The sequence below is a fragment of the Streptomyces sp. NPDC092296 genome, assembly GCF_044755465.1.
Taxonomy (GTDB): Bacteria; Actinomycetota; Actinomycetes; order Streptomycetales; family Streptomycetaceae; genus Peterkaempfera.
Map to the genome: position 1 here is coordinate 1 of NZ_JBIVRB010000004.1, position 3,421 is coordinate 3,421.

The window sequence follows — 3,421 nt, forward strand, 5'->3', positions numbered from 1 at the left end:
CCCCGCCCGCCGCAGAATAACCCCCCCGCCAAACCCGGGGCCCCGCCCCCCACCCCCCCCCCCCCCGCCCCCCCCCCCCCCCCACCCACCCGCCCCCCCCCCCCCCCCCCCCCCCCCCCCCCCCGGCGCCCCCCCCCCCCCCCGGGGGGGGGCGCCGACGCGTTCCCGGGCCGGTCGGCGGGGTGTCCCGGCCAGGTGCGCAGTGAAGGGGCAACGGCGGAACCAATCGGGGGAAGTGCGCCTCTTTGATCGTCGGAAGCTCCGAACAAGGACTGGCCGGCCTCTCTCGTCCTTCCGGGTGCCAGCCGTGCGTCCACGGATGGCACCAGCCCTCGTCACGCCCCGCTTGGCTGTCCGTGGTGGGTGGTGAGATGACCAGCGGTCGCAACGCACGGAGGTGGACACCAATGAGGCCGATCCGTTTCAGACGCACCTCTAAGGAGTGAATGCACCACTTTCTGCTACCAGACTCTCGTTCGATGGTGCAGTATCGGAACACGGAGCAGCGGTCCGGCAGGTGATGCACTTATGCAGGCAGTCTTCATCGATGCTGCCCCGGCGCGTGTTCGGGGGAGTGTCCGCCCTAGACTCTGCGCGGAACTCGCGGGTCGGCCGACGGACGCTCTGGGGGGCGATGACGTGACTCTCAACAGCGAGGTGTGGCAAGGCCACTTCGCGGAGGGCTTGGTGTGGGCACTCGCCTGTGCCGCTGGTCTGAACCCTGGCAAGAGGGCCCTTGATGTTGATGGCGTCGATATTCAGATCTGCTTTCCCGGTACGGTGGGGACGAGAAGGTACCCGCTTATCGAGGCGCAGGTTAAGTCTTGCAGCAATCCCACCTATGTCGACAACAGCCTTTCCTATCCGATCCCGGTCAAGAATTATAATGACCTTGTCGGAGTCGTCGGCGAGGATCTTCCGAGTCGGCGCTACTTGTTTCTGGCGCACGTGCCGGCCGAAAAGAACTCTTATGTTGAATCATCGGCCGAGTTCAGCCGGTTTCGGCATGCTATTTACTGGGTCGACCTGATGGACAGAGAACCGATCGATCCGGAAAAGCAGGCTCACAAGTCAGTACACGTGCCCACGAGTAACCTTCTGACAGTGGAAACCCTCACCGGGCTCGTCGCCGGATCTCTAGCGACTGGTGGTGAATAGAATGATCACGGGATTCGGGGACTTTCATGCGTCCCAGGCGTCTGACCCTCGGCGCATCTCCTTGTATCTCACCTCGCGCGGCTGGAGTCCGTCGTCCGAGCAGGGTGGGACGCTCTGGGTTTCACATGGCGAAGACTTTCAAGTATTCGTGCCAAAGAGTCCCCGTATGCGTGGATATGATTCGTATATTCACAGCATGCTGGAGACGCTGGCGACAGTCGAGGATCGAAGCGAAAGTCAGATCGTTGCTGAAATCTCGCGATCGGATGCCGACGTCCAGTATGTGCGGACGCGTCCGGGCGGGGACCCGGGAACAATGCCAATCGAGGATGGGGTAAGGGCTTTCGAAAGCCTTCAGCAATGGGTCCTGGTCAACGCGGTATCGGCGAGCAGCGACAGGCATAGGCTCGTGCAGCCGTCGCGGAAGCCCGCGCAGGCACTGGACTTCATGCGTTCGGTGCGACTTGGGCCGACCCTTGAAGGCAGCTATATCCTGACGGTTTACATCCCCATTCCGCCGCTGATCGGCCAGATGACACTCGATGCGGCTGGAGTCGGTTTTCCCGGGATAGAGCAACCATTTCAGCGGCGTGTTTCACTCTCTCTTCGCGAGTCCACCATCCAGGCGGTAGCTGCTGCTGACGAAGTGATCAGGCTGGGGCGCGGGATGGATTCCTTCACGGAACGAGTTGCACATGGGGTCAACGCCAACCTCTGTGAGGCGCTCTCGGGACTTTCGAGCGGGAGCTCGGACCCTGTTGACATCGAGTTTTCCTGGGCGCTCTCTCGACCTATGGAGCCAACGCGGCCAGTTGTAGTCACATCCAACCATGTGGCAGTTCTCCGTGAAGCCGCCCAGGAACTGCGAGCGCAAACCCCGGCCGAAGATGTCAGAGTGGTCGGAGCAGTGGTTCGACTTCATCGAGAAGGCTCTATGGGGCCAGGTGAAGTGAGCATTGCGGGGATCGTCGAAGGGGATATGAACGACAAGCTCCGCAGAGTCTGGTTCGACCTGCCCGAGGATAGCTATGGAGTCGCCACGCAGGCACACGAGCGTGGAGCGACAGTGTCAGTGACGGGAACACTCGCCAGGCGTGGGAACCGGTACGTCCTGCAGCACCCCAGCGACTTCTACGTAATCCCAGACTGAGGATGATTGGCCGGGCCCAGGGCGGTGGAGCGGTTTGGGTCGCCATCCTGTTTGTTCTGGGGTCGAGCGTGTAAGTCCACCTCAGCGCGCTGTCCCCGACCGCCTCGGCCATCGGCACCTTCAGTCGGCGGCACCGGCCCGGCGGGTGAGCGCCGGGGCCCTGCCCCGGGTGGGGGAGGGCCCCGGGGCGGCGGGGTCAGGAGTAGGAGCCGGGGGAGGTGGGGTTGTCGGGTGGCCGGCGGTCGCCCCGGTCGCCGTCGCCCCAGGGACGGCCGCCGTGGTGGTGGCCGGGGTACCAGCTGCCGCCGCCCCGGCCGTGGCGGTCGCGGGAGCCCAGGTCACCGACCAGGACGCGGTCGGCGGTGTCGGTGCCGTCCGAGGCACGGGTGCCCGCCAGCAGCACGGTCTGCCCCTGGCCGATGGCGCCGCCGCCGTGGCTGAGGACGGCGGTGCCGGAGGTGGTGCGCCAGGTCCAGGTGGTGCCGTCGGCGCTCTTCACGGTGAGGGTGGAGCCGGACCGTTCGACGGTGCCGCGCTGCCAGACCCGTACGGTCCACTGGCCGGTACGGGGGTCCCGGACCGTCGCCTCGCCGTGCGCGGCCCAGCGACCAGGACCGCCCCGGTCGCCTTGGCCGCCCTGGTCGGGAGCGGCCGGGGGCGAGGTCGCCCCACCCGGCGGGGCCGCCGACGGGGTCTCGCCGGACGGGCCGCCGGCGGTCGCGGCATAAGCCGCCCCGCCCAGCGCCAGCACCACCACGGCGGTCACCGTGACCGCCGTCCGCCTGCCGGGCAGTCCCCGGCCGAGCGGCTGCTCCGGGCCGGGCGGCCCGGTGGCGGGCTCCCAGCCGTAGTACGGCGGCGGCTGACGGTTGTCCCTGGGTTCGAGCGTCATGGGTTCTCCCCTCGGCGGTGTCCTGCGACACACGGGGCGGCCCCTGGGCCGACGCGACCCATTCTGCGTCCGACCGGGCGACGGCGCCTCCCGGCAGCGGCCCGGCCCGGAGGGCGGCGGTGGGACAGCACAACGAGACCCCGCCGGTCCTCAGGGGAGCGCAGCGGGGTCTCAGAGGGACGGCAGCGTCAGGCGGTGGGGAACTCGCCGTTGGCGGCGGC

General features: G+C 67.4%; 3 protein-coding genes. 2 read left to right on the top strand and 1 reads right to left on the bottom strand.

Annotated elements, in window-relative coordinates:
* Positions 1–639 precede the first annotated feature (639 nt).
* Together ACIQGZ_RS13050 and ACIQGZ_RS13055 are read left to right on the top strand one after the other, a co-directional pair.
* The gene (locus ACIQGZ_RS13050; protein ID WP_402601487.1) at positions 640–1,158 is read left to right on the top strand and encodes a DUF4365 domain-containing protein; all 519 of its coding nucleotides are present in this window, start codon (positions 640–642) and stop codon (positions 1,156–1,158) included.
* A 196-nt stretch (positions 1,159–1,354) separates the two neighbouring features.
* Positions 1,355–2,308: a hypothetical protein gene (locus ACIQGZ_RS13055; RefSeq protein WP_402601489.1), complete on the top strand. Its 954-nt coding sequence runs from the start codon at positions 1,355–1,357 to the stop codon at positions 2,306–2,308.
* A 196-nt stretch (positions 2,309–2,504) separates the two neighbouring features.
* On the opposite strand, the gene ACIQGZ_RS13060 is transcribed toward ACIQGZ_RS13055, so the two are convergent.
* Positions 2,505–3,200 (bottom strand): hypothetical protein, encoded by a 696-nt coding sequence (locus tag ACIQGZ_RS13060; protein ID WP_402601490.1) that lies wholly within the window; start codon positions 3,198–3,200, stop codon positions 2,505–2,507.
* Positions 3,201–3,421 lie beyond the last annotated feature (221 nt).

Bases quoted from the DNA above. Each gene is read 5' to 3' on its own strand.
- ACIQGZ_RS13060 (WP_402601490.1), bottom strand. From the start codon at position 3,200: ATGACGCTCGAACCCAGGGACAACCGTCAGCCGCCGCCGTACTACGGC.
- ACIQGZ_RS13055 (WP_402601489.1), top strand. From the start codon at position 1,355: ATGCTGGAGACGCTGGCGACAGTCGAGGATCGAAGCGAAAGTCAGATC.